The sequence below is a fragment of the Weissella sagaensis genome (genome assembly GCF_005405285.1).
GTDB classification, from domain to species: Bacteria; Bacillota; Bacilli; order Lactobacillales; family Lactobacillaceae; genus Weissella; species Weissella sagaensis.
On the sequence record NZ_BJDT01000002.1, the window covers coordinates 206,532 to 230,182 of the forward strand.

The window sequence follows — 23,651 nt, forward strand, 5'->3', positions numbered from 1 at the left end:
CTTTTTGTTTTGTCTTTTATTTTAAAACGTTCTGCCACATTATCGTCATTTTATCATCAGCAAATGCTTGGGCTTTTTCATATGCCGCCGTCGACATTTGTGACCATAAATTATCATCTGATAGCAACGTCACAACTTTTTGTGCCATCGTATTGTTAGACCCATCTGGCACAATATAGCCATTAACACCATCTGCCACCAATACATGTGCACCATACGGCACATCATAAATAATTGCAGGTACACCACCACCCATTGCTTCAACTAAATTCATACCAAAAGATTCAGCGATAGATGGTTGCAAAATTACTTGTGCTTGCTGGTATGCTTGCTGTAACTTTTCTTCATTGACATAGCCACCAAACGTCACATGATCAGTAACCTCTAATTTTTGTGCCAATGTTTGCAAATTGTCCATAATATCCTGTGATGCGGCATAGCCGTAGTATACAAGCGTTGCATCCGGTATTGTCTTAACGACCTTAGCTAATACACGTAAAGCTTGATCAGGTCGTTTTTCTGGTGATAGACGGCCAACGTAAATTAATTGATGTGATGGTTGCTTTTGTAAAGTAACCGGCGCTTTATTTAAAGTTACTGGTGACAATGAAATATCAGGCGCCACTTTAATCGATAACGCTGGATAACGACTTGCTAAATCCTTTTGCTGGCTCACCGTAGATACTAATATTGCTGTAAAAGCACCCCCAAAGCGTTCCAATACATTAGTATAAGCATCATATAATTTACCCCGTACTGGATGTTTTACGTTTCCAACATGAATCCCGTGTAAGTAGGCATATTTATGTACAGTCCCTTGCACTGCTGCAACAATATGGTCCAATCCACGACGATCAGAAATTAAAGTTACGTCTGGCTGCTGACGAGCAATTTCATTTAAAAAGAATAAAAATAATTGTTCTTGCGAATTAAAGCGATAATCATGTCCTAAATAGTTTTTCAATTTATACATACTAGGCAATAATTGACCGTTAACATTCATATGCGTAATTTCAATAACAGGATCACCAGCTAAATTCAAAAACTGTTGTACAGCAAGTTGACCATCTGGATGGAAATAATCGACTGATGATTTAAATCCTCGCCAATCAAAGTTTTCACGTACTGTGATATTATCAGCACGATCATAATAGGTGATATCATTCACCAGACCAACCGTTGCTGGCATAACATTAATACGCGCAATAACCCGTCCTTTGTCTTCGACTGTTGAATAATTTGGCCCATGACCAACGATATGATATCGATCAAGCGGTAATTGCGGTAATAAACGTAAGTGCTGTTTTTTGCGTGGGACATTGGTTGTTCCTTGAAAATAATCATACATATTCAACACTTCATCATTATTTAAACCAATCGCTGCAGCATCACGATTTAAAAAACGGTTATAATCTCGCGTCACATAAGCCGCTTGATCTAAACGATTTTGTTGATATTCACGATTGAAAAATTGCACTCGTTTAGCTTGAGCATGCTCGGTTCCAGAGTTATAGGCAAATATGTTTTCACTCACAAAATAATACATTTTCACTATCCTCTCCGATGACCAGGCATTGCCGCAATTTTGGTTGCCCAACTAGCCTGAGCATCTGATAACAATTTTTTCCAAGCATCCCACACTGCAGCTTCAGAATACCGTTCTGCTGATTGATAGGCACCCTCAATATATTTTTCAGCCAATGCTGGATCACGTAAAACTTGTAAAATGGCTGCCGCTAATGCTTGATAATCACCATATGGCACAACCGCACCATTTACACCATCAGCAACAATTTCATTTGGCCCGTAATTAACATCGTATGAAAAAGAAATTAATCCATGTGAAATAGCTTCCATAATTGCTAAATTAAAGCCTTCCATACGCGAAGTTAGCCCATACATCATAGCATTATTTTGGACTTCATCAATCTTGGTCGTATACCCCTTCAAAGTCACGACATCAGCTAAGTCATATTCTGCGATAACTGCTTCAACTTCATGTTGCGCTTTATAATTATCGCCAGGGTCAGGATATCCATATAAGTCTAATGTTACTTGTGGGATTTCTCGATGCACGATGCCAATCGCACGCACTAAATCATCCAAATGTTTTTCCCAAGCAATACGAGCAAAAACCACCATCTTACCAAATTGGCGATTTGCTAATGGCACATGTGGTGCTGTTAATAATTTATTAGACACAACCCCTACTGGAATGGTAAATAACTGGGCCTTAGGTTGTAATCTAGTTCGTACATCAGCTGTTTGTTTATGCGTTGCTGAGACCACAGCATCATAACCATCAATAACATTTAGAGCAAATTCATAATTATTATTAAATAATGGTGCCTCTGGATCTTGCGCATCTGCTGTATGTGCATTATGCAAATGAAACACTGTATAGGCTGGCTTTTTTAACTGTAACAATGCTTGATCACCTAAATGTGAGCGATCCAAAATAAAAACATTCGGGTAATCAAGTGACCAATAATCTTCATTTAAACAATCCAAAAAATAAGTTATTAATGCTGTTCGTGTGTCAAATTGCTGACATTTATTATGACGATCAATCAACCGCCAACTTGTTTTTTGCATATTGCCACGCATTGTTTGCTTATGAAACGCCTCAATTACCACACGTCCAGTTGGTGTTTGCCAAGTTTCTGTCCCAATCTTATTGTCAGCTGTATACCATTGTTTTAATGAAACAAAGCCTCTTGCATCATAATGATCAACACAGTACAAATTATTAAAGCCATCAAACCATTCAATTGATTTAACTGGACGTGTATCATCTTGCTTATAATTTACACGCGCTATCAATTGATTATTAGCAGTCACCAAATAACGACTATTCGTCGGATCATCTGTATACTGTGCATCTAGTACACCATATTCAATATCTTGCACTTGTATTAATTTAGCTGTGACATTACTCGTTTCTTGAAAATAATCAAATAAATTGATTATTTGTTCATCTTGAATACCGGCTTGATTGGCCGTTATATGCCCATTGGGATCCCAATCACATAAAACTAATTTCGCTGGTTCATTATTTTTGTTAAACAACGCCAATCGCTTAAGTTCTGCATGTTCGATACCAGATTTATGGTCAGGCATCGTTGCATTAATAAAAAAGTTCATCTGTTACGCCTTTCACTCCGGATATACTAAGCAAATTGCGTCCATAATTTAACAATTGCTTGTATACCAGCATCTGCTAATTTTTGTTCATCAACTAATGTCGTATAAAATTGTTCAGCCATTGTCGTCATGGGTAAATCCACCTGCATTTTTTGGGCTTCATCAAGTGCAATCCGTAAATCCTTGATGTAATGCTTAACATAGAAACCAGGCTCATAGTCATCAGACAACACACGCGGACCATAGTTATCCATTGACCAATTTTGGGCTGCACCACCTCCAAGTGTCTTTAGCACTTGAGGCAAATCTAATCCAGACTCTTTAGCGTATGCCATTGATTCTGCCATCCCCAACATAGTACCTGCAATCATAATTTGATTAGCCATCTTGGCATTTTGACCACGACCAGCTGTACCAAATAACGTTGCTGCTTTTGAAATTGCCGCAAACATTGGCTTTAACTCATTAAATGCTGCTTCATCACCACCAACCATGATGGTTAACGTCCCATTCTTAGCTCCTGTGTCACCACCAGATACTGGGGCATCCAACACTTTCACGTTAAACTCACGTCCTGCATCCGTTAATTCTTTAGCCAAAGTGGGGGTTGATGTTGTCATATCTAAAATAATTTGACCTGGATGTGAACCTGCAAAGATGCCCTTTTCACCATAGTATTGTTCAGCAACATCTTTGGGATACCCAACCATTGTCATCACAACATCGGCTGATTCTGCAATTTCACGTGGCGAGTCTTGCCAAATTGCACCATTGTCAATAACAGATTGTGCATGGGCCTTTGTTCGATTATAAACAAAAACTTCATAATCAGCCTTTAGCAAATTATTAATGATGCCTCGTCCCATTACACCTGTACCAATAAATCCTAATTTCATTTTTATATCCCCCAATTAGACTTTTGTCTGATAATAAATCTGCTCTGTATACGCCGTACTATATATTAATGATTTTATCTTAAATTCAGTTAATTTCACAAAAAAATCCATAAATCTAATAATTAATTTATATCTGCCTTAAATACACAAAAAAACTCGTAAATTTATTACACAACAATCCAACTTTAATTAGCCAGTTACGCCTAATGTGGGTATGTCTTGCAAATAATTTTACGAGTTTTATTTTTGAGGCCTAATCGGCAAACACAACGTGTCCGTCTTCAAAAGCTGCAATACGCGCCAATGATTCAACATGAACACCTTGTTCATCTAACATTGCGCGTCCCTTTTGGAATGTCTTTTCAATAACAATACCAACACCCACAACTTGTGCTTGTGCAGCATCCACAATTTCCATCAAGCCGGTTACAGCCTGACCGTTTGCCAAAAAGTCATCGATAATCAAGACGCGTTCACCTTCATGCAAGAAGCGCTTATCAATCATGACATGATTAGTTTCTTGCTTAGTAAATGAGTAGACATCGGCAATATATGACTCTGCTGAAAGTGTAATTGACTTCTTCTTACGTGCGAAGACCATTGGCACTTTTAGTGCTGCAGCTGCAAAAATAGCTGGCGCAATTCCTGATGATTCAACCGTTAAAACCTTATCAATCTTTTCATCAGCAAACAAACGGCCAAATTCATCACCCATTTCTTGCATCAATTGTGGATCAACTTGATGGTTCAAAAAATTATCAACTTTCAAGACGTCTTCGCCCAAAACACGTCCATCTTTTTTAATACGCTCTTCTAAAATTTTCATATTGTTTACATAACCTCTTTCTGACGACCTGGTAATACAATGTTCAATAGAACTGCTAATATTGAAGTGACAACAACTGAATTTTGAATAACTAATTTTACTAATTCTGGCAAATGTTGGAAAATTTGTGGGTAAACCGTCACACCAATAGCTGAGCCAATTGAGATTCCTGCTATCATCAAATTACGTTCTAAATTAAAATCAACTTGCTTCAAAATCGTAATTCCCTGTACCCCGATTGTACCAAATAAGATAATCATTGCACCACCTAATACAGATGATGGAATAATCGTTGCAAGTGCACCAAATTTTGGTAACAGTCCGATTAGCAATAAAATTAATACAGCATAGTAAATCGGTGTCCTTGTTTTAACACCTGATAAACGAACAACACCAACGTTTTGTGAGAAAGTTGAATATGGAAAAGTATTAAAAATACCTGACAAAATAACTGCTAATCCTTCTGCACGATATCCCTTAGCCATGTCTTCATTAGTCAACTTACGACCTGTTAAATCAGCTAACGCAAAATAAACACCAGTTGATTCCATCATTGATGTTAAGGCAACAATCATCATTGTAATCATTGCTGACCAATGGAAAGTTGGCGCAGCTAAGAAAAACGGCGTTGGCATATGGAACCAAGAGGCGTCAGCTACCGGTTGCAGTGACACTTCTCCTAGTAATCCTGCAAAAATTGTTCCTAATACGATTCCTAGCAAAATTGCAATTGACTTAGCAAAACCTTTTGCAAATAAGTTAAATAGTAAAATAATGACAATCGTAACCAACCCAATTGACAAGTTTGTTAAACTACCAAAACTCTTTGCTTCTAAGTCACCACCACCCCAATTTTGAAAACCAACTGGGATCAGCGTAAACCCGATAACTGTAATTAACGAACCCGTTACAACTGGTGGAAAAAATGCACGTAGTCGTGCAAACAAACCACTAATTAAGAACACAAAAGCACCAGCTACAATTGTAGCCCCGTACATTGCCCCGATTCCTAACGTACTACCAATATTAATTAATGGTGACACAGTCTGGACTGCCGAACCAATAACCACTGGCATGGCAATTCCTGTGTACCGCGTTCCCTTCAATTGGAATAGTGTTCCAACTGCAGTCATAAAAATATCAGCAGATATTAAATAAGCCATTTGTTGCGCATTAAATTGTAATGCTGCACCAATTAATAGTGGTACTAAAATACCACCTGAATACATCGCCAAAACATGCTGTAATCCTAAAATAAGATTACGCAACTTGCTGAAACGTTCTGTCGATGTCTGTGTGTGCGACTCCATAACTAAACTCTCCTCCAATTTAGAAACACACGTAACCACTATCTCCAATAGACATTTGGCAATAAAAAAATGCACCCTATGCATTAAAAAGCATGCAGAATGGGTGCATTAATAAATCAAAACACTATCGGTAGTCCATCTCTTGGGAGACGGGTAGGAACTCGTTGGCCATTCTCCAACAATTATACCGATAGTGATTACGTCTTTTATTATTATGTAGTTAAATATAGCAGACATTACGGCATTTGGAAATAGTCAGATTTTTAATAATCCTAAACTTCATGCCAGTTTATCAATAAAACACATTGACAACGTGCCATCAATTACTATATTTTAGCTTGAGTAGACATTTTATAGGTTTATATCTGTTACACAACAACAGTTTTTAGGAGGTTTCATGTGAAAGAATTCAGAATTCAAAGTTTTGTCCTGATTTTAATCTCTTTCGTATTAGGGTTTAGTGAGTTTATCATTATTGGGATTCTTGACGATTTAGCCAAGGAGTTTTCAGTTAACGTCGCCACGGTTGGATACTTAGTGACCATCTTTGCCATGGTATATGCAATCAGTACGCCAATCATTACATCAACTTTAAAGCATAATTTATATCATGCCATGCTAGTCTTAGCTATTATTTTTACGTTTGGTAATGCTTTAACCATATTCGCACCAAATTACACGGTATTAGTTATTTCACGTATTATCGTTGCCATTGTTTCAGGTACCCTAGTTTCGCTATCATTAACTTTCGCAACCGTCATTGCTCCCATTCAAAAACGTGCTTGGCTCGTTAGCTGGATTTTTTCAGGGTTCAGCGTCGCTTCCGTTTTTGGTGTTCCATTGGGAACCTGGATCAGTACCACATTTGGCTGGCGTATCACTTTTATTACGATTACGATTTTTAGTTTGTTAACTGTCTTTTTAATTATTAAGACATTGCCACATAATTTGGTACAACAAAAACAAGGAAATATTTTACAGCAATTTATTATCTTTAAAGATCCACGCATTTATTTAGGTGTTATTTTACAAACATGTAGTTTAGCCGGCATTTATGTATTCTACACTTATTTACGCCCAATCTTTTCAAAATCACTTAATTTTGATCCTAGCCTCATTACAATCTTGCTAACAGTCTATGGTGTCATGTCATTAATTAGTAACCAGGCTAGTGGGAAAATTGCTGATTACAAAGGCTTAAAGGCAATGCCAACGCTGTATACAATTGAATTTTCCCTACTCGGTGCAATGCCTTTATTGCTGGCCAATACATGGTTAGGAACTATAAACATTATGTTAGTTGGTGTGTTTATGTATCTGATTAATTCACCATTACAACTACACATTATGGGCGTTGCCGAACGTGATTATCCGCAATCACTCGTACTCGCATCGTCATTAAATTCAATTTTTTCCAATTTAGGTATTTCACTAGGTTCAGCTATCGGTGGTCTAGTTGTTGCCAATATTGGCTTAAATAATGTTGGACTCGGGGGTGCCGTATTTATTTTGTGTGCACTAATCGCAACAATTATGTTGAACAAGGTTAATGCGAAACAACCCGCATTAGATTAAATTTTCCAATCTTTTAAAGCACGTCAAAAAGCGTCAAGTTACCGTATTTTAACCTGGTAATTTGACGCTTTTTGGTATTTCATAAAAATTTTGGTGCTATATACTTTATTTTAGAAAAAATATGATAAATCTGATGCAACTGAAGGATAAGCAAACAACTGTTGCGTAACGGTTTCTTGCGTTAGTCCTTGATTAATTGCCGTTGTTAAATAATTAATCAGTTCATCAGCATGGCTACTCATAACCGTTGCACCTACCAATCGCCCAGCTTGATCAATAGCTACTCTAATCCGTGAAGCTGGTTCACCTTGTCGATAAGCAGTATACCAACTAGTCATATCAATATCCTTAACGGTATAACCATTCTGAGCTGCTGTCCCTGTTTGAACCCCAACTTTGGCTAATTTCGGTGTCCCATATACAACAACTGGCATTGCAGGATAGGTAATTGGGTGCGATGTCCCTAAAATTTCTTGTACAACATGGTGCGCCTCATACGAAGCGACCGGCGTTATTTTAGGAACTGGCGAATAAGCAACATCCCCCACTGCATAAATATGCGCATTACTAGTACGTAAATAACGATCAACTAAGATACCTTCATCACGAAATTGTACTTGTGCCTGATCCAATGCCAAGGTGTCATGATTGCCAACACGTCCAACTGCACGAACAACCACACCAGCTGTTAAAGTATTGCCAAAGCTTAACGTTGCTTCAAACTGATCATCAACGGCTTTTAATTCCGTGACTTCAGTATCGAAATACATGTGAATACCACGATCATCTAACTGATCCATTAGCGAATCAACCATCTCATCATCAAATGAACGTAATAACTGATCACTATGCACTAACAACGTTACGTTAGCACCGGCAGCTGCTGCAATTGTTGCAAACTCAATCGCAACAAATCCACCACCGATAATCACAACTTCGTCAGGTAATGATGGTAAGCTCAAGAATTGCTCAGAATCAATCGTTAATTCTACACCTGGAAAAGTTAATTCAGCTGGTCGCTGACCAACTGCTACAATCCAATCTGTTGCGGTTACGTGCACCGCAACTTGATTATCTTGACTGACCACTGCAGTATGCTCATCAATAAACGTCGCTTTACCAGCTAAGTGATCAACACCACTAGTAACTAATGATTGTTCTGTCCCTTGTGAAATACCATCAGTATATTGATTTTTACGTGCCATTAAATCAGTCCAATTAATTGTCACTTTGCCATCAATACCTGTACCAGTTAGAAAATCAGCATATTCTTTTGCTTCGACGGCACCTAATAATATCTTTTTGGGGTCACAGCCGTAATTTGGACATGTACCACCCCATAAATATTTTTCGATAATCACAACTTTTTTCCCAGCATCATGCAATTGATGTGCGGCTGCTAAGCCTGCAGGACCTGCACCAATAATTGCAACATCATACTGTTCAGTTTCACTCATTAACTTGCACCATCCTTTACCAAGTATTTCTTAATACTATTATCGCAAATTTTTATTAAATATAAGCTAACAAAGTTTGGGCAAAGTGTTCCAAATCCGCCTTATCTTGGTCTGTAAAACGATTTGTGCGCGTTGAATCAATATCAATCACACCTAATTTTTCACCATTAGCACGTGTCAACGGAATAACAATTTCAGCATTTGAAGCAGAGTCACAAGCAATGTGCCCTGGATGTTGGTGCACATCAGCGACGATAATTGATTCTTGACTATTATAACCTTGTCCAACAACACCTGAACCAGGTTTGATGCGAACAACAGCAGGTTTTCCTAAAAATGGTCCTAAGATTAGTTCATCTTTCGTTGGGTTATACAAATAGAAACCTGCCCAATTAACATCTGCTAAGTTTTCAAATAAAATAGCCGCAGCATTTGATAGATTAGCTAATGGCAACTCTTCTGATTCTTCGCCAGAAATCCATGAAGTTAATAATTGTGATAATAGTGGGGTTACTTGTTCTGCCATTTAATTTTCCTCCAAATATAAAAAAGTCCCTTATAAGAACTAATAGTTCCTATAAGGGACGATGTATCGTGTTACCACCCAAATTCACTTATTTCGCATTAAATAAGCCTCTGATGTTAGTGCATTTATGCATAAACTGTAGTTGATAACGGTATTCACCGTGATAATCGCTTGCACGAATTATCATTCTCCGAGTTCATCTTCAAGTTCCTGCCAAACACTTTTCCATCAACCAAGTGCTTTCTAGATTGGCTCGGTAACATTACTCTTCTCATCATCGAATTTCTAAAAATATAATTGACCATATCATACGAAGTCCAAAGATAATTGTCAATCATTAAATGAGAAATTATTTCATTTAAACGTTTTGTGCAATCCAATCCATAACTTGAATTGGTGTTAAGCGTTCACCATTACCGATGTGATCAATTTGCTTGCCATCTTCAAACAAAACAAATGCTGGAATACCCATCAATCCTTGTTCTTGTGCAATAGCTAAATTAGCATCACGATCAGCATCAAACCAGTTAACGCCAGCTGCAGTCACGCTTGCTTTAATATCCTTAACAAATGGCTTAATTGCCTTGCAATCACCACACCAGTCAGCTTGTAAGAACATTACTTGCTTACCGGGCTTAGCGATTTCTTGACGAATAACGTCATCATCATTTAATTCTGGTTGGTAGAATTCCATGTCCGTGCCCTCTTTCACTTATTTATTGTAAGTATAATAGTTAACCCGTCATTAGTCAAATTAACCTCTTTTGAGTATGCACGATTACAAAATATTTGGCAAGTGAACGTATTAAACCTCTTGCAAGCGCAAATCTTGCATCTTTGTTTGGCCGATCACCTTCAAGAAACGGTAGTAACCCCATGCCAACCCAGCCGGTATAACAATGCCAAATACAATTAGCAATACCAAACCACGCATATCATGTGCCGCCAACCATAGTGGTGCAATCAGTGAATTCAATCCCAATCCAGCAAGAGCATAGGGAACTTTAAAATCAAAGCCGACAACTGCAATAACTGCTGTAATCATTGCAATAACTGCTGGTCCTACGGCTAAAATAGGTCGTTTCAACAAGTTTGCAAATTGGACTTTCGGTGTCACCAAACCTTGGGCAATATTGCCACCAATTGTATTTTGGTTATAAGACATTGCAGTAAATGAAACGAAAGCAACTGTTGTACCAATCAAAGCTGCCCCTGAAGACATCGGATCTAGTTGGACTGCAATCGCCAGTGCTGCAGAAGAAGCAGGTGTCATCAAAAAGACAAACCACGAAAGTGAAACAACTAAAGCACCCAAGACTGGATTAACTTGCATTGTATGCCCAAGCGCACCACTTACCCAATTAAGGGCAGGTGTTGTGACAGATGCCAATCCTAGACCAGCAATTGAACCCACCATTGTCACAGCAAATGGGACCAACACCATATCCAATGGCGTCTTACCGGTCATCCACTTTCCCAACATTGCAGCAATCACACCTGCCAGCACAGCTGAAACAGGCTGACCGGCCGTCATAATTTGTGACCCAGCATCTTGTGCTGCTTGCCAACCAGTGGCTGTCATTGTGTTCGCTACTGCACCTGACGTGAAATAAACACTATTGGCACCAACTGTTGATGCAATCATTGTACCACCAATCACCAAAGTTGATGTGCGCATCATCACAGCAATTGCCATCCCCAAAGCAGGCGCTAACAATTTTTGGGCAATATTACCAACTTGCACCAATGCATCCCAGTGAATCGTTGTTCCCACCGTATTAACCAACAAGCCAATTCCCAAAAATACCAAAACTGTATTTGAAACACCTTGTGAAACTAAAAAAACATAATCTTTCGCTGTTAGCTTTTTTTCTTGTGCCTGTGTCTGTGTTTGTGCCCGCTCCATAATTTTACCCCTTCTCCGTATAACCCTGAAGATACAAAAAAACCGCTAGTTAGTCTGTTCCTAACTAGCGGTTCACGAATATAACATTCCAGTGATGAACTAGTCGGCCCTTTTTGTAGGCCGACACAAATTGCTCGACCTTTTAGTTGATAATAATCAAGTCTAAAATTAAGCCGAGTAATAAGCCGTTATTTGTGTTGTTCATTACTGTCTTTGTCATCATTTTGTTTCTCCGTTTTTTATTTGATGTTTATTATTATGAACCTAAAAATTTGAATGTCAACACTTTTCTCTAATTTATTTTTAATAAAAATAGTTGTCAGTTAATAATTAAAAAAGCAACCCACACATCGTCGGTTGCTTACACTTAATCCTATTTTCGGATACTTAATCTAATGGCACATCAACTGCCCAACCTTCTGGCCCTTTTTCATCCCCATATTGAATCGCAACTAAACGATCATACAAAGCCTGCGTCTTGGGACCAACTTCAGTTTCAGAATAAAACACATGTTTATTACCTTGGTGCGTAATCGAACCAACTGGTGAAATAACAGCTGCAGTTCCCATGGCACCGGCTTCTGAAAACTTATCTAAATCATAGATACTAATTGTGGTTTCTTCTGGCTGCAAGCCCATTTCAACAGCCAGTTCTAGTAACGAATACTTCGTAACTGATGGCAAAATAGATGGTGACTTCGGCGTTAAGAAACGATTATCTTTAGTGATACCAAAGAAATTCGCTGAACCTAATTCTTCAATGTTTTCATGTAAGCGTGGATCCAAATAAACCACATCAGAATAACCAGCTTGGTGTGCTTGTTCGCCTGGTAACATTGACGCAGCATAGTTTCCACCGACCTTGGCTTGACCAGTTCCGCCATGCGCAGCACGATCAAAATCACTTGTAACATAAGCTGTCGGTGCTAATCCACCTGGATAATATGCACCAACTGGCGTCACAAAAATATTGAAAATATAATCATTACCAGGATGTACACCAATGTCTGGTGTCGCTGCAATTAGCAATGGTCGAATATACAAGGTCGCCCCTGACTCATAAGGGGGGACAAACTCTTGATTAGCCTTTACCACTTCTTTAATGGCCTCAACAAATAAATCTTCTGGATAGCTTGCCATCAATAACCGTTCTGCTGAACGTGCCATACGTGCAGCATTACGATCTGGCCGGAAAATATTAACACCGCCATCTTGACGACGGTAAGCCTTTAACCCTTCAAAAATTTGTTGCCCATAATGAAGCCCAACTGCAGCCTCACTCATTTCTAAATGACTATCTGTGACTAGTTTACCAGCTTCCCACTTACCATTATGGTATTCTGCACGATATCGATATGGTAAATCATGGTAAACGAATCCCAAATTTTGCCAATCTAAATCAGATACTTTTGTTTTTGCCATCTTATAATTCCCCCAAGTTCATAAATTTCTAATCAATTATTAGAATACAATGAGATTATTGTCAAGCTTTTATTTTACGACAAAAAGAAAAGATCTAAACACTTCGAATCATGCCTAGACCTTCACCTACTTATTTAACGACTGCTACAGCCCACTTCTTCTTACCGCGTTTTACAATAACATATTTACCATCGTACTTATCAGCAGGATTAATAACGGCATCTTCATCCTTAATTTGTACACCATTCACACGCACAGCACCGTCCTTAACCGAACGACGAGCCGCCGTCTTTGACTTTTCAAAACCAGCAGCGACAACCAAGTCTAATAGGCCAATTTCAGTATTATCAATTGTAAACGTTGGTACATTACCAGCCAAAACAGCAACTTCTTCAGTTGTTAATGTTGCAACATCAGCATTGCCAAACAAAACATTTGTCATGACTTCAGCTGTATGCATGGCTTCTTCACCATGCACGAAAGTGGTGACTTCTTGTGCTAAACGACGTTGTGCATTACGAGCTGATGCATTTTTAGACAAATCAGCAACTAAATCAGCAATTTCATCCTGCGTTAAGAACGTAAAGAACTTTAGCATTTTTTCAACATCGGCATCAGCTGTGTTCAACCAGAATTGGTAGAATTCAAATGGTGTGGTCTTTTCTGGATCTAGCCAAACTGCACCACCTTCAGTCTTACCAAATTTTGTTCCATCTGATTTCAACAACAAAGGCACTGTTAATCCAAAAGCTGGTGCATCACTTGCGATTAATTTATGAATTAAATCAACACCATTTGTGATGTTTCCCCATTGATCAGAACCACCAATTTGTAGACGTACATGTTCACGTTGGTATAGTTCATAAAAATCAATAGCTTGTAGAATTTGATATGTAAACTCGGTAAATGAAATACCTGCTTCTAGACGTGAAGCAACGACATCTTTAGCTAACATTGTGTTGATTGAAAACAACTTACCGTAATCACGTAACATCCCCAACAAGGACATTTTACCCAACCAGTCATAGTTGTTAACAATAGTGAAACCATTTTCACCAAACAACTTAGCCATTTGTGCACGAATTTTTTCAACGTTGCTTGCAACGTCTTCTTGTGATAGTAACTGGCGTTCAGATTTCTTACCCGAAGGATCACCAATTGAACCTGTTCCACCACCAACAACAATTACTGGTTTGTGCCCAACTAATTGGAATCGCTTCAAAATCATAAAAGGAATCAAATGTCCGATATGCATTGAATCACCGGTTGGATCAATCCCAGCATATAAGCCAATTGATTCTTTTTGTGTTAATTCCCGTAAACCTTCTTCGTCAGTAACTTGGTTAATTGCATCACGCCAAGCTAGTTCATTTAATATATCTACTGCCATTTACTTTGCCTCCAAATTATTAGTCATTATTTTTTTGACTTCTCACAATAAATAAAAAGCACCCTAACCAAGACATCGTTCTTGATTAGGGCGCAGTTAAACGCGGTACCACCTAAATTGCCACAATTTGTGACCACTTATCTCTCGTAACGTGAGACGCCCGTTCATGCGCTTTTATGATTGTAATTCGTTAATGAGTTTGATTAGTTTACACCGACCACTAATTCGCTTATCTGTCCACTCATCTTCCTACTTGATATCATACATGATAAAACGATTATAGCATAGATGATTACATTTTGTATAATAACAAAAAAAGAGGCCTCTCTCACTAAATGAGCGCAGGCCTCTCCGTGTATAAGTGGACCACCACGTACCACTTATACTTTTTCACCATATCATGTTAACGGGCACCACCCCATTAACAATCCCCTTTGTTCTAAGAATCCCGTCTTAGAACTCCTTCCGCTTCGCTGAGGTTCCTTCACAACCTCAACAAAACCATTATCGGACAGCAGGGAATTGCACCCTCCGAAAAGGCGGTCCTAGGACATCACCCCTTGACCAACTGCATCCCCGATAACAGTATTTATTATATCATATTTTAATTCACGTGAAATATCGTATCCTCATCAATCCCTAGGTAAGTACACATTTCCGGCATTAAAATAAAGCTACGTGTTTGAAAATCAATTACTTGCGGTAACATTTGTTCTTTAAGTCCGCTTAACGCAAGTGCTTGGGCATCCCATGTTTGCGTTGTTAAATTATAAAAACCCGTTCGCCCTGCAGCAGCTGGCGATGTAACATACAAATCAAATAACCGGTACATTATATAACTTTGAACATTCATATATTGCGTTGCATCAGTAAATATAGCTGGCTGTTCATTTTTCAACCAGAGAATTTGCATGAGTGGCGTAACTTCTTGGAATATTAATCCTGTTTTTCGTTCTAATTGACCAATAACACCGTTCATCACCAGTGCATCGATATACTTTTGCGTTTCATAACCATACTTTACCGGCATTAATGATTTTTTCTGTTCATTAAAAGGGATTAAGCTATCTACGGTCATTTCCGTAAATGTGATTGTTTCAATACAATCACTCTCATTTAAGACCGTTTGTACTTGCTTTATCGCAGTAATCACTGTCGTCATAATCTGTTCTGCAATCACATTTTTAGTCGTTTGTGAATATGCAAAAGTTTGTTGTGATGATACTTCATTTTCATCAATCAGTGTCGTATTGACTGCCAACAGTGTGACATCGATAAGTAATGTATATTTCATAATAACTCCTCTAACTGCATCTTTTATCATTATACGACAGATGTACAAAAAAAGCTGAGGCAGCATAATTCTACCCCAGCTTCACTTTCACAATCAAAATATTTTATGGGTTTTACCAAGCAATCATTACTTAGCAGTATCCATAGCGTGTCCACCAAAGCCGTTACGCAAAGCTGAAACAACCTTACCAGTAAACGTATCTTCTTGTAGTGAACGGTAACGCATCATCAATGACAAAGCAATAACAGGTGCTGGGACTTGCAAGTCCAATGACTCTTCAATAGTCCACTTACCTTCACCAGATGAGTGCATAACACCAGAAATCTTGTCTAGCTTAGGATCCTTTGAGAATTGATCTTCAGCCAATTCCATCAACCATGAACGGATAACTGAACCGTGGTTCCATAGCTTAGCAACGGCTTCGTAATCGTAATCGTATTGTGAGGCTTCCAAAACTTCGAAACCTTCAGCGATTGATTGCATCATACCGTATTCGATACCGTTGTGAACCATCTTCAAGTAGTGACCTGAACCTAGCTTACCAGTGTATAGGTATCCATCTTCTTCAGCAATAGATACAAACAATGGTTCGATAACTTTCCATGCTTGGGCATCATCTCCACCAACCATGAAGTTTCCACCATTACGAGCACCTGACATACCACCAGAAGTACCAGCATCAAAGAACTTAATACCGGCAGCAGTGGTGCGCTTGTTTTGTTCCAAGTTATCCTTGTAGTTTGAGTTTCCACCATCAATAATGATATCTCCGGCTTCCATCTTCTCAATCAAAGTATCAATGGTTGAGTTAGTTGGCTTTCCAGCTGGAACCATTACCCAAACAACTTTTGGTGATGGCAATGCTGCCAACATGTCGTCTAAGTCAGTAACCCCAGTAACAGCTTGTGAATATTCGTCAGCTTCTTTAACAGAATCTGCACTCAAATCATAAGCAACTACTTCATGACCATTATCAACGGCATTTTTTACCAAGTTCAAGCCCATCTTACCAAGACCGATCATTGCGAACTTCATGTTTAATACCCCTTTTTTCTATGTGTGTTTTTGTTACATTATTATTATAATGCAAAACTTTTTCACAATGCAAGTATTTTGTTGTAAAATGTTTTCATGGGTTGTTTTAATTTTTATCATCTGTATATTAATTGAAATTATTAAGGAGAAAATATGTCACAATCAGGTTTCGCTCGAATCAGATCTTTGTTTGAACACCTTACTGGTTCTGATCGTAAGATAGCAACATTCATTTTAGATAATCCTACCGAAATTCGTTCATTAACGATTCAAGAGTTAGCTAATGCCATTGGCGTTTCAACTGCAACGATTTCACGTTTTGTTAAACGAGTTGGTTTTAATTCGTTTCGTGAGTTTTCATTGAGCTTAGCTAGTTCATCTGTCACGCAAAGTAGTTTCTTTGGGGAAATTGATGCAACCGATGATCAAAATAGTATCGTCCAAAAAGTGTTTAGTGGCGCCCAAAATGCCCTTGATGCAACAGTTAATTTAATTAAACCAGAATCATGGTCAACCGCAACAAATTGGTTACTGAACGCACAAACCATCGGTATTTTTGGCGTTGGTGGTTCAGCTATTGTTGCCTTAGATGCTTATCATAAGCTTTTACGTACCCCGTTACACATCGAACAACACCCTGACTATGATGTGCAATTAATGCAAACCGTGCATATGACAAGTCAAGATGTTGCTATTGTTATTTCACATTCTGGTCGTAACCACAATACGTTAAACATTGCCCGACGTCTAAAAGACAATCACGTCAAAATTATTGCAATCACTGCTTACCCCAAGTCCGAATTAGCTAAACTTGCCTCAGTCACTCTAGCAAGCGTCGCTGAAGAAGTTAATATTCGTAGCGAATCTATGTCTTCACTAGTAGCTCAAATTGCTATCATTGACAGTTTATTCACCTTAATTGGCGTACAATTAGGTGATAAAACACAGGCTGTCGTTGAAAAGACGCGTCGAACAATTGAAGCTAGTCGTGAATAAAAATTTAAAAATCCTGCTAATCTTAGACATCAATCAATCTAATAACTAGCAGGATTTTTTTAAACTTGTTCAGGTTGTAAACTATTTAGCTTAACTAACCATTTTTTTGTTGTTACATCATCTGTTTTAATCTTGAATGGGATTGTTGAATAAACAACAGCAACATTTTGCCAAACTATTTCATCAGCTGCGACAAATGATTTCACTAATTGTGAAATATCTGTTGTTTTAATCGTTGCTAGCTGACTTTCAGTATTAAAACGCGTTAGATACCAATTAATAGCCAATTGTTGACTGATTAAAAGCTTTATATCAAACACTTGTTGCATTAATTTTATTGGCGTTGCGACTGGCACAGCAGGTACTTCTTTAATCAAAAAATGGCTTAATTTATCCCACTGTTTCACAATAACCGCATAAAATTGCCAAGGTACTTGGTTAGCAATATGCGTGAAGGTCTGTTGGGTAATTATTTTCATATCCCAAACATCTGAATCTGCTGATGTTGCTTGCAATAGCCATGTTGATAAAAAACGTTGCATTGTTTCATCAACCAGATCTGACGTACCACGCTGCGTTAAAACATAACGCCCTTGTATAAACTCACTAACATCTTGTCTAGTAATTTTATTTGCAACTGGCTTTGTCTGACGTTGACGTATTGAACGCCTTTTTTTGTTAGACTGAACGCCAGCATAATGACCTTGTTTAACCACAACCCACTCCTCTAATTATTTCTTTGCACGACCTAATAGCCAAGAAACAATGATTACAATGATAACGGCACCAATAATTGATGGGATAATTGCCATATCAGCAACGTGAGGTCCCCAAGAACCAAGGACCTTTTCACCTAACCATGATCCAATTAGTCCAGCTACAATATTTGCGATCCAACCCATTGAGCCACCATTCTTAGTAACAGCACCCGCAATAGCACCAATAACAGCACCGATAATTAATACCCAAATCAAATGAAACATAATAAATCTCCTTCTCTATATAAACCGATGATAATCATACACAATGTTATCACATACAACACTACGATAAGTATACACAATTTTCTTATATATATAAAATATTATGACTTTTACCTTAGTAAGAATACATTTATTGACGTGTCAATTTACTTTTAAATATTTAATGTTACTGTTACAATATCCTTAAAAGGGGATTATTATGTACTTAACATTTACAGACGCTGCTAAAGAGCGTATTTCAAAACTTATCACACCAAACACAACTATCGCTTTAGATTTAGATGATGGTGTCGGTCCATTTTCTGATTCTGCAACATGCACATTTGATGTGGCTTTTAATCTTGTACTTTGCCAAACTGATGATTTATCAGCTGATTTTAATGAAACAATTGACAGTGACTTTGGTCCGGTCTACATCAAAGACTACACAACTAGCCAATTAGAACCCAATTTAAAATTAGATGTTGATCGTTACCTACGCTATAGTTTATCTAGCGATGCTGGTATTTTAGATCCTAGCGTGACTTTACGTAATTTACAAACAACAGCATAGTTATATTTGCTATCATAAATCAAAAACAGGCAGTTACCGATATATCGATAACTGCCTGTTTTTTATATTAGAAAATGCTTATTTTTATTTAAATCGTTATTTTTAACACTTAGATTAAGTTTGCGATTGCCAAGTAAGCAGTCACTAAAATAATAAATAGCAAAGTTGAAATTGTAATAACGTTACTTGCAAACTTTGTATCACCTTTAGCTTGACCAACAAGTAATGCCATTGCTGTCAAAGCTGGCATACCCGACATTAGGAAAATAACTTTTACACCTAAACCAGATAATGCAAATGGTGTTTGTTGAATAAACTTCAACATCATAAACATAACTGCTGGACCAATAACAAAACGCGCAATTAAAGCAATAATGGTATCACGTTCAATCTTTAGTGAACTCAAACCGGCATCTGCAATAATGATACCCAAGTATAGCAAAGCAAGTGGTGTTACTAATCCACCCACCATGTTCAAACTTGAACCTGCAACTTCTGGCAATGGTAAACCAATCAATAACCAAATAATACCAATCACAAAACCAAGCACTGGTGCTGGCACAAGCTTCTTCCAATTAAATGATGATTTTTCATTTTTCTCAGTCGTATCATTTTGAATAAAGAAAATACCAATTGCCCATGTTGAAATTGTATTAACTAAGTAATAAACCAAATAAAATGGCATTGCCTTAGTACCAAAAATAGCTAATGCTAATGGCAAACCAATAAAGATAACATTATCATTGGTAAAAGTATTCGTGATAATACCACGACGACCCACACGAATATTAAATACTTTATTAGCAATGAAGCTTAAAACATAAAGAATAAAGAATGCTGCTGCGACAAACAACACGCTCATACCAAATGATCCAAGTAATTTACGCGTCAAATTTTCTTGAATACCCACAAAAACAGAAATTGGCAAGGCAACATTAACAATTAAAAATTCCAAATCTTTTTTAAAAGTATCGTGGAAATGGTCCTTTTTACGTAAATAAATACCAATTAACACAACAAAAATAATTTTAACGATGCTGCTTAATGAGGTTACTATTGCATCCATGATTTAGTCCTCTCCATAAACTGGGTGCCATTGGTATTTTTCTACCAACGTCTTAGCATCTCCTTGTTGTTGTGCAACACCATCATCAATAGCGGCTTGTGCAACAGCTGTCGCCACTGCCGTTGAAATTTCAGATAGCTTCTCAAATGATGGCAAAATAGCACTACCAACCTTGCTAGTATCAACCAATTCACCCAAAGCTGTAGCTGAAGCTGACAGCATATTTTCAGTCAATAAGTTTGCCTTACTTGCAATCACACCTAGCCCAATACCAGGATAAACAACGGCATTGTTAGCTTGTCCAATGTGGTACGCAACACCATCATAATTAACCGGTTCAAATGGCATACCAGTTGCTACCAACGCACGACCTTCAGACCAATTAATGACATCTTCTGGAATTGCTTCGTGTAACTTAGTTGGGTTTGATAATGGCAAGATAATTGGACGCTCTGCATGAGCAGCCATCTCACGAACAATTTCTTCAGTAAAGTGACCTGCTTGACCAGATGTTCCAACTAAAATCGTTGGGTGTACAGCCTTAACAGTTGCTTCTAAAGTTGTTAAATCAGTGTCATTATCAAATTCATCACGTGAACGAGCAAATGGACGTTGTTCTGGCGTTAAATTCTCATCATCATCAAATAGCAAACCTTGACGATCAACTAAGTAAAAGTGCTTACGAGCCTCTTCTGCTGTCAAACCAGCATTAATAAATTCTTGCAACACACGATTAGCGATACCAACACCAGCTGAACCAGCACCATATGTAATATAAGTTTGATCAGTTAATTTCTCACCAGTAATCTTTAATGCGCTCAATACTGCCGCTGTTACAACAATTCCAGTACCTTGGATGTCATCGTTAAACGTAGCCAAACGGTCTTGGTAACGTGTTAACAATTTTGTTGCTGTTGAACGACCGAAATCTTCAAAGTGCAAGTAAAAGTTTGGGAAAATTTGATCAGCTTCATCAAACAATTGATCGATAAAGTTAAAGTATTCATCACCACGAACACGTTCATGACGATTACCAAGGTAACCATCATTTTCCAAAAGTGACTCACGATTTGTGCCAGCATCTAAAACAACTGGCAAAACGCGGCGTGGGTCAATACCAGCAGCTGCTGTGTAAACCATCAACTTACCAACAACAATGTCAGCTCCTTGTACACCCCAGTCACCAATACCTAAAATACCTTCACCATCTGTGATAACGATCATATCAATATCACGACCATTAGCAGCATTCTTCAAACTATCAGCGATATTTTCTGGATGGTGAATATCCAAAAAAGAAACTTCTTGTGGATTCACAAATAGCTCTGAATAGTGTTCGATTGTTTCACCAACAGTTGGTGAATAGACAATTGGCATCATTTCAGTCAAATGTGCACCTAATACTGCATAAAATAAAGTACGGTTTTCATTAAAAATTTGGCTCAAAAATAGGCGTTTTTCAATATCACTAACTTTAGTATTATATTGTTCGTAAGCTTGTGCAACTTGCTCACCTAATGATTGAATTTTAGTTGGCAACAAACCAACTAAGCCCAGTTCTTCACGTTCTGCCATTGTAAAGGCAGTTCCTTTATTGCTAAAAGGATCTTGCAAAATTTGCATTCCATTTTTCATCTCAAATTACCTCCTATTAAGTACAACAGCGTATAATAAACTTTTAAAACTGGTATAGTCAAAAGCGACCGTTTACATAAAAAATATTTATATGAGGTGAATAGCATGCATTTAAAAGATTTGGCTTATTTTGAGAGTTTAGCTGTCCATAAAAACTACACATTAGTTGCTGAACAATTTCATGTGACTCAACCGACTATTACTTATGCCATAAAGCGATTAGAGCAAGAAGTTGGCGCAACATTATTCACACGAAATCAAGCGCATAAAGAAGTTAATTTAACTGAAGCAGGTGCCATTTTATTACAAAGTGCTCGCCATATACAGGTTGAATGGTCAACTGCCACCAAAGAAATTCAACGCTTAAATCGTCATAAAATTCATTTAGGATTGCCTCCCATTATTGAGACATATTTATTTTCAAAGGTCGCAAAAAAGCTACTGAAAGCTAATGTTTTGCAGTTAATTGAGACTGAAGAAGTCGGTAGTTCCAAATTATTAACACTCTTACGTCAAGGTAATATCGATATTGCACTGATAGGTGCTACCGAAAATTTTGATTTAACTGACTTAGAAGTTGTTGAATTAGCTAGCTTTCCATTTATTATCGTTGCCAAGGCCAATGACCCACGAAACTTCGCCTCTTTCGCCGATTTTGCCAATGATGCCTTCATCTCTTTGGACGAGCAATTCGTTCATCCAAAAGCTTTTAAAACACTTTCTAATCAATCAGGTGTTCAACCTCATATTATTTATCAAAGCAATAACGTTACAGCTATGAAAAACTTAGTTCGCGAAGGTATTGGTTTAGCATTTCTAACAGAATTAGCGATGCAAAAAGACGAAATCGGTTTAAAAAAAATTGGTCTAATTGATCAACCCCAACCTAATTTCCATGTCTATATGGCATTTAGAAAACAGCACTACATGACACAAGATCAAATTAAAGTTAGCGAAATTATTAAAAGTGCCTTTCAATAAATATCGCCACAAAAAAGCCACTGCGTATAAAACGCAGTGGCTTTTGAAAACTGTCTATAACATTTTTATTTTCTTAGTTGTTGTTCTAATTGTTGAATTTTACTAATTAACGCATCTTCAATAATACGATAATGGGCTAACTCTTGATCAGCTACCACTCGCTGTTGCTTAACTGGGATCATGGTCTGCACCTGAACCTGTTTTTGACGAAGTACCTCGTTTTCATGACGCAATTTTTCAATTTCTTGCGCCATTAATTGCATGGTTTCCTGTAATTCAGTTGCTTGTGCTTCATAAATTTCAGCACCTGTTTGCCATTTTTCTGCTTCTTTTCGAGCTTGCTCTAACGCTACCGTTAATTGTTTGATTTGTTCTTCCATCGTTAATTTCATTCTATCCCACCTCCGTTTAGATACAAAAAAAGCCATTCACAATGGAATGGCTATCAGACTCCGAATGTCGGGCTCGAACCGACGACAGCACGATTAACAGTCGTGTGCTCTACCAACTGAGCTAATTCGGAATGATATGCATCGCGACGTCCTATCCTCGCAGGAGGCGATCCTCCAACTACTTTTGGCGTTACTGAGCTTAACTTCTGTGTTCGGTATGGGAACAGGTGTGACCTCAGTGCCATCATCACGACACGTTATATC

General features: G+C 37.9%; 22 protein-coding genes, 1 tRNA gene, 1 rRNA gene, 1 riboswitch and 1 other annotated feature. Of the genes, 4 read left to right on the forward strand and 20 right to left on the reverse strand.

Annotated elements, in window-relative coordinates:
• Positions 1-16: 16 nt before the first annotated feature.
• The 5 genes from FFM55_RS03595 to FFM55_RS03615 form a co-directional block, all read right to left on the reverse strand.
• Positions 17-1,546 carry a glycosyltransferase gene (locus FFM55_RS03595; RefSeq protein WP_137600516.1) on the reverse strand — a complete coding sequence of 510 codons (1,530 nt, stop codon included), beginning with the start codon at positions 1,544-1,546 and terminating at the stop codon, positions 17-19.
• Between the two features lie 5 nt (positions 1,547-1,551).
• Positions 1,552-3,144 carry an accessory Sec system glycosyltransferase Asp1 gene (gene asp1 / locus FFM55_RS03600; RefSeq protein WP_137600509.1) on the reverse strand — a complete coding sequence of 531 codons (1,593 nt, stop codon included), beginning with the start codon at positions 3,142-3,144 and terminating at the stop codon, positions 1,552-1,554.
• A gap of 26 nt (positions 3,145-3,170) precedes the next feature.
• Positions 3,171-4,040 carry an NAD(P)-dependent oxidoreductase gene (locus FFM55_RS03605; protein WP_042493077.1) on the reverse strand — a complete coding sequence of 290 codons (870 nt, stop codon included), beginning with the start codon at positions 4,038-4,040 and terminating at the stop codon, positions 3,171-3,173.
• A 253-nt stretch (positions 4,041-4,293) separates the two neighbouring features.
• Complete coding sequence (locus FFM55_RS03610; protein WP_042493078.1) at positions 4,294-4,866, reverse strand: xanthine phosphoribosyltransferase; 573 nt, start codon at positions 4,864-4,866, stop codon at positions 4,294-4,296.
• Between the two features lie 5 nt (positions 4,867-4,871).
• Positions 4,872-6,176 (reverse strand): nucleobase:cation symporter-2 family protein, encoded by a 1,305-nt coding sequence (locus FFM55_RS03615; protein ID WP_042493081.1) that lies wholly within the window; start codon positions 6,174-6,176, stop codon positions 4,872-4,874.
• Between the two features lie 111 nt (positions 6,177-6,287).
• A riboswitch (purine riboswitch) is annotated at positions 6,288-6,386 on the reverse strand.
• A 189-nt stretch (positions 6,387-6,575) separates the two neighbouring features.
• Here FFM55_RS03615 and FFM55_RS03620 point away from each other — a divergent pair.
• A complete protein-coding gene (locus FFM55_RS03620; RefSeq protein ID WP_137600510.1) occupies positions 6,576-7,751 on the forward strand; it encodes an MFS transporter in 1,176 nt (391 codons plus the stop codon).
• 110 nt (positions 7,752-7,861) lie between these two features.
• Here the strand turns inward: FFM55_RS03620 and FFM55_RS03625 are convergent, their stop codons facing one another.
• The 8 genes from FFM55_RS03625 to gnd form a co-directional block, all read right to left on the reverse strand.
• Positions 7,862-9,208 carry a dihydrolipoyl dehydrogenase family protein gene (locus tag FFM55_RS03625; protein ID WP_042493084.1) on the reverse strand — a complete coding sequence of 449 codons (1,347 nt, stop codon included), beginning with the start codon at positions 9,206-9,208 and terminating at the stop codon, positions 7,862-7,864.
• 55 nt (positions 9,209-9,263) lie between these two features.
• Positions 9,264-9,734, reverse strand: coding sequence for a free L-methionine (R)-S-oxide reductase MsrC (msrC, locus tag FFM55_RS03630; RefSeq protein WP_042493085.1), 471 nt, complete (start codon positions 9,732-9,734; stop codon positions 9,264-9,266).
• Positions 9,735-9,785: 51 nt separating this feature from the next.
• Positions 9,786-10,021: a binding site (T-box leader), on the reverse strand.
• A 71-nt stretch (positions 10,022-10,092) separates the two neighbouring features.
• Positions 10,093-10,428 (reverse strand): thioredoxin family protein, encoded by a 336-nt coding sequence (locus tag FFM55_RS03635; protein WP_042493086.1) that lies wholly within the window; start codon positions 10,426-10,428, stop codon positions 10,093-10,095.
• A gap of 111 nt (positions 10,429-10,539) precedes the next feature.
• Positions 10,540-11,640, reverse strand: a complete 1,101-nt coding sequence (locus FFM55_RS03640; protein ID WP_137600511.1) for a PTS sugar transporter subunit IIC — start codon at positions 11,638-11,640, stop codon at positions 10,540-10,542.
• Between the two features lie 387 nt (positions 11,641-12,027).
• Positions 12,028-13,062: a branched-chain amino acid aminotransferase gene (locus tag FFM55_RS03645; protein ID WP_042493090.1), complete on the reverse strand. Its 1,035-nt coding sequence runs from the start codon at positions 13,060-13,062 to the stop codon at positions 12,028-12,030.
• A gap of 130 nt (positions 13,063-13,192) precedes the next feature.
• The gene (tyrS, locus tag FFM55_RS03650; protein ID WP_042493094.1) at positions 13,193-14,452 is read right to left on the reverse strand and encodes a tyrosine--tRNA ligase; all 1,260 of its coding nucleotides are present in this window, start codon (positions 14,450-14,452) and stop codon (positions 13,193-13,195) included.
• A gap of 604 nt (positions 14,453-15,056) precedes the next feature.
• Positions 15,057-15,746, reverse strand: a complete 690-nt coding sequence (locus tag FFM55_RS03655) for an FGGY family carbohydrate kinase (RefSeq protein ID WP_042493096.1) — start codon at positions 15,744-15,746, stop codon at positions 15,057-15,059.
• A gap of 126 nt (positions 15,747-15,872) precedes the next feature.
• Complete coding sequence (gnd, locus tag FFM55_RS03660) at positions 15,873-16,781, reverse strand: phosphogluconate dehydrogenase (NAD(+)-dependent, decarboxylating) (RefSeq protein WP_137600512.1); 909 nt, start codon at positions 16,779-16,781, stop codon at positions 15,873-15,875.
• Between the two features lie 153 nt (positions 16,782-16,934).
• Between gnd and FFM55_RS03665 the strand changes: the two genes are divergently transcribed.
• Positions 16,935-17,777 carry a MurR/RpiR family transcriptional regulator gene (locus FFM55_RS03665; protein ID WP_042493101.1) on the forward strand — a complete coding sequence of 281 codons (843 nt, stop codon included), beginning with the start codon at positions 16,935-16,937 and terminating at the stop codon, positions 17,775-17,777.
• A 59-nt stretch (positions 17,778-17,836) separates the two neighbouring features.
• Here FFM55_RS03665 and FFM55_RS03670 read toward each other — a convergent pair whose 3' ends face one another.
• Together FFM55_RS03670 and FFM55_RS03675 are read right to left on the reverse strand one after the other, a co-directional pair.
• Positions 17,837-18,493: a hypothetical protein gene (locus tag FFM55_RS03670; protein ID WP_042493102.1), complete on the reverse strand. Its 657-nt coding sequence runs from the start codon at positions 18,491-18,493 to the stop codon at positions 17,837-17,839.
• 15 nt (positions 18,494-18,508) lie between these two features.
• Complete coding sequence (locus tag FFM55_RS03675; protein ID WP_042493103.1) at positions 18,509-18,760, reverse strand: GlsB/YeaQ/YmgE family stress response membrane protein; 252 nt, start codon at positions 18,758-18,760, stop codon at positions 18,509-18,511.
• Between the two features lie 199 nt (positions 18,761-18,959).
• On the opposite strand from FFM55_RS03675, the gene FFM55_RS03680 reads away from it, so the two are divergent.
• On the forward strand, positions 18,960-19,313 hold the full coding sequence (locus FFM55_RS03680) for an iron-sulfur cluster biosynthesis family protein (RefSeq protein ID WP_042493105.1): 354 nt from the start codon (positions 18,960-18,962) through the stop codon (positions 19,311-19,313).
• A 109-nt stretch (positions 19,314-19,422) separates the two neighbouring features.
• Here the strand turns inward: FFM55_RS03680 and FFM55_RS03685 are convergent, their stop codons facing one another.
• A complete protein-coding gene (locus FFM55_RS03685) occupies positions 19,423-20,379 on the reverse strand; it encodes an AEC family transporter (protein WP_042493106.1) in 957 nt (318 codons plus the stop codon).
• 3 nt (positions 20,380-20,382) lie between these two features.
• Positions 20,383-22,014 (reverse strand): malolactic enzyme, encoded by a 1,632-nt coding sequence (locus FFM55_RS03690; protein WP_137600513.1) that lies wholly within the window; start codon positions 22,012-22,014, stop codon positions 20,383-20,385.
• Between the two features lie 105 nt (positions 22,015-22,119).
• Between FFM55_RS03690 and FFM55_RS03695 the strand changes: the two genes are divergently transcribed.
• Positions 22,120-22,995, forward strand: a complete 876-nt coding sequence (locus FFM55_RS03695; RefSeq protein ID WP_042493109.1) for a LysR family transcriptional regulator — start codon at positions 22,120-22,122, stop codon at positions 22,993-22,995.
• Between the two features lie 65 nt (positions 22,996-23,060).
• On the opposite strand, the gene FFM55_RS03700 is transcribed toward FFM55_RS03695, so the two are convergent.
• The 3 genes from FFM55_RS03700 to rrf all read right to left on the reverse strand — a co-directional run bounded on the left by FFM55_RS03700 (position 23,061) and on the right by rrf (position 23,642).
• On the reverse strand, positions 23,061-23,387 hold the full coding sequence (locus FFM55_RS03700) for a hypothetical protein (protein WP_052348413.1): 327 nt from the start codon (positions 23,385-23,387) through the stop codon (positions 23,061-23,063).
• A gap of 58 nt (positions 23,388-23,445) precedes the next feature.
• A tRNA-Asn gene (locus FFM55_RS03705) sits at positions 23,446-23,518 on the reverse strand.
• A gap of 7 nt (positions 23,519-23,525) precedes the next feature.
• Positions 23,526-23,642 (reverse strand): 5S ribosomal RNA (gene rrf, locus FFM55_RS03710).
• Positions 23,643-23,651 lie beyond the last annotated feature (9 nt).

Excerpts from the sequence above, each read along its gene's own strand:
- FFM55_RS03595 (WP_137600516.1), bottom strand. The coding sequence starts at position 1,546 with ATGTATTATTTTGTGAGTGAAAACATATTTGCCTATAACTCTGGAACC.
- asp1 (WP_137600509.1), bottom strand. The coding sequence starts at position 3,144 with ATGAACTTTTTTATTAATGCAACGATGCCTGACCATAAATCTGGTATC.
- FFM55_RS03605 (WP_042493077.1), bottom strand. The coding sequence starts at position 4,040 with ATGAAATTAGGATTTATTGGTACAGGTGTAATGGGACGAGGCATCATT.
- FFM55_RS03610 (WP_042493078.1), bottom strand. The coding sequence starts at position 4,866 with ATGAAAATTTTAGAAGAGCGTATTAAAAAAGATGGACGTGTTTTGGGC.
- FFM55_RS03615 (WP_042493081.1), bottom strand. The coding sequence starts at position 6,176 with ATGGAGTCGCACACACAGACATCGACAGAACGTTTCAGCAAGTTGCGT.
- FFM55_RS03625 (WP_042493084.1), bottom strand. The coding sequence starts at position 9,208 with ATGAGTGAAACTGAACAGTATGATGTTGCAATTATTGGTGCAGGTCCT.
- msrC (WP_042493085.1), bottom strand. The coding sequence starts at position 9,734 with ATGGCAGAACAAGTAACCCCACTATTATCACAATTATTAACTTCATGG.
- FFM55_RS03635 (WP_042493086.1), bottom strand. The coding sequence starts at position 10,428 with ATGGAATTCTACCAACCAGAATTAAATGATGATGACGTTATTCGTCAA.
- FFM55_RS03640 (WP_137600511.1), bottom strand. The coding sequence starts at position 11,640 with ATGGAGCGGGCACAAACACAGACACAGGCACAAGAAAAAAAGCTAACA.
- FFM55_RS03645 (WP_042493090.1), bottom strand. The coding sequence starts at position 13,062 with ATGGCAAAAACAAAAGTATCTGATTTAGATTGGCAAAATTTGGGATTC.
- tyrS (WP_042493094.1), bottom strand. The coding sequence starts at position 14,452 with ATGGCAGTAGATATATTAAATGAACTAGCTTGGCGTGATGCAATTAAC.
- FFM55_RS03655 (WP_042493096.1), bottom strand. The coding sequence starts at position 15,746 with ATGAAATATACATTACTTATCGATGTCACACTGTTGGCAGTCAATACG.
- gnd (WP_137600512.1), bottom strand. The coding sequence starts at position 16,781 with ATGAAGTTCGCAATGATCGGTCTTGGTAAGATGGGCTTGAACTTGGTA.
- FFM55_RS03665 (WP_042493101.1), top strand. The coding sequence starts at position 16,935 with ATGTCACAATCAGGTTTCGCTCGAATCAGATCTTTGTTTGAACACCTT.
- FFM55_RS03675 (WP_042493103.1), bottom strand. The coding sequence starts at position 18,760 with ATGTTTCATTTGATTTGGGTATTAATTATCGGTGCTGTTATTGGTGCT.
- FFM55_RS03680 (WP_042493105.1), top strand. The coding sequence starts at position 18,960 with ATGTACTTAACATTTACAGACGCTGCTAAAGAGCGTATTTCAAAACTT.
- FFM55_RS03685 (WP_042493106.1), bottom strand. The coding sequence starts at position 20,379 with ATGGATGCAATAGTAACCTCATTAAGCAGCATCGTTAAAATTATTTTT.
- FFM55_RS03690 (WP_137600513.1), bottom strand. The coding sequence starts at position 22,014 with ATGAAAAATGGAATGCAAATTTTGCAAGATCCTTTTAGCAATAAAGGA.
- FFM55_RS03695 (WP_042493109.1), top strand. The coding sequence starts at position 22,120 with ATGCATTTAAAAGATTTGGCTTATTTTGAGAGTTTAGCTGTCCATAAA.
- FFM55_RS03700 (WP_052348413.1), bottom strand. The coding sequence starts at position 23,387 with ATGAAATTAACGATGGAAGAACAAATCAAACAATTAACGGTAGCGTTA.